Here is a 1,048-nt window from a genome sequence, read left to right on the forward strand (position 1 = left end):
CGGCGCCATCCGCGACGTCATCAACGCCACCGACCTCGCTCAGGGCGTCAAGGTCGAGGTCGGCGACACGCAGGCCGCAGCCGACCTGACCATCGTCGTCGAGTACCCGGCACCCATCCAGGACGTCGCGAACAACGTCCGTGCTGCTGTCGCCGGTGCGATCAGCCGCCTGGTCGGCCTCGAGGTCGTCGAGGTCAACGTCGAGGTCAACGACGTGCACGTGCCCGGCGACGACAGCGACGACGAGGAGTCGCGCGTCTCATGAGCGCCACAACGGTCGGCGCCCTGATCGGCGCTCTGCTGGCCCTCGCCGCCCTGCTGTTCGGGTTCTGGGGGTTCCTCCTCATGGCCGTGTTCGCGGGCATCGGGGCGCTCGTGGGCCGAATCGCCTCCGGCAAGCTCGACGTCCGCGGCCTCGCAGACGTCTTCACCGGGCGGCGCACCTCCTGATGCGTGCCGACCAGCACATCGCCGGCGGCGACGCTCTCTCGGGAGTCGCCGCCGGCGGGGCCGCCCTCCGCGGTCGCGTCGAGGTGAAGGATCGTGTCTATCGCACGGTCACCGAGAAGGCGTCCGCGACGTTGATCGGGGTGCCTCGCAGCGACGTGAAGGTCGATGTCGCGGAGCACCCCAGGGGGATCACGGTGCGCATCGCCGCGCCTCTTCCCGTCCCCCGACTGGATGACACGGCCGCGATCGCTCAGACCGTGCCTGTTCTCGAGCGGGCGCGGGATCTGCAGGAGCAGTTGCAGCAGCACCTGAGCACGATCCTCGGACGCAACGTCATCCGCATCAACCTCACCGTCACCGGTGCCACCATCCCGGAAAGGAGACGAGTGCAATGAGCACCCCGGTTCTGCGCCGCGTCATCCGGCGCGAGACGCACTCGCCGCGGACCGTCGCGATGTTCGTCGCGGTGATCCTGCTCATCCTGGCCCTCGCATACATCGGGCTCGAGATCGTGTTGAGCCTCGCCGCGCAGCCCGCGCTCCTGCTCGGTCCGGCCGCAGCCGGAGGGTGGCTCATCGGGCTTCCCACCGCGCAGCCC

The 1,048-nt window shown here is 69.8% G+C and carries 3 protein-coding genes and 1 pseudogene; all 4 read left to right on the forward strand.

Annotation, left to right across the window (positions count from 1 at the left end; all coding sequences use genetic code 11):
- Nucleotides 1–265 (forward strand): Asp23/Gls24 family envelope stress response protein (locus tag KZA10_RS15950; RefSeq protein ID WP_218683375.1); only part of this gene is annotated, 265 nt, incomplete at its 5' end.
- Nucleotides 262–450: a DUF2273 domain-containing protein gene (locus KZA10_RS15955; RefSeq protein ID WP_017829702.1), complete on the forward strand. Its 189-nt coding sequence runs from the start codon at nt 262–264 to the stop codon at nt 448–450. The genes KZA10_RS15950 and KZA10_RS15955, both read left to right, overlap by 4 nt.
- Entirely contained in the window at nt 450–845 is a 396-nt protein-coding gene (locus tag KZA10_RS15960) for a hypothetical protein (protein ID WP_218683376.1), read from the forward strand. The genes KZA10_RS15955 and KZA10_RS15960 overlap by 1 nt, the downstream gene beginning before the upstream one ends.
- A pseudogene (locus tag KZA10_RS15965) lies at nt 842–1,048 on the forward strand (DNA/RNA endonuclease G); the annotation flags it as partial. The gene KZA10_RS15960 and the pseudogene KZA10_RS15965, both read left to right, overlap by 4 nt.

Source organism: Microbacterium sp. BF1, from assembly GCF_019279095.1.
GTDB classification, from domain to species: Bacteria; Actinomycetota; Actinomycetes; order Actinomycetales; family Microbacteriaceae; genus Microbacterium; species Microbacterium maritypicum.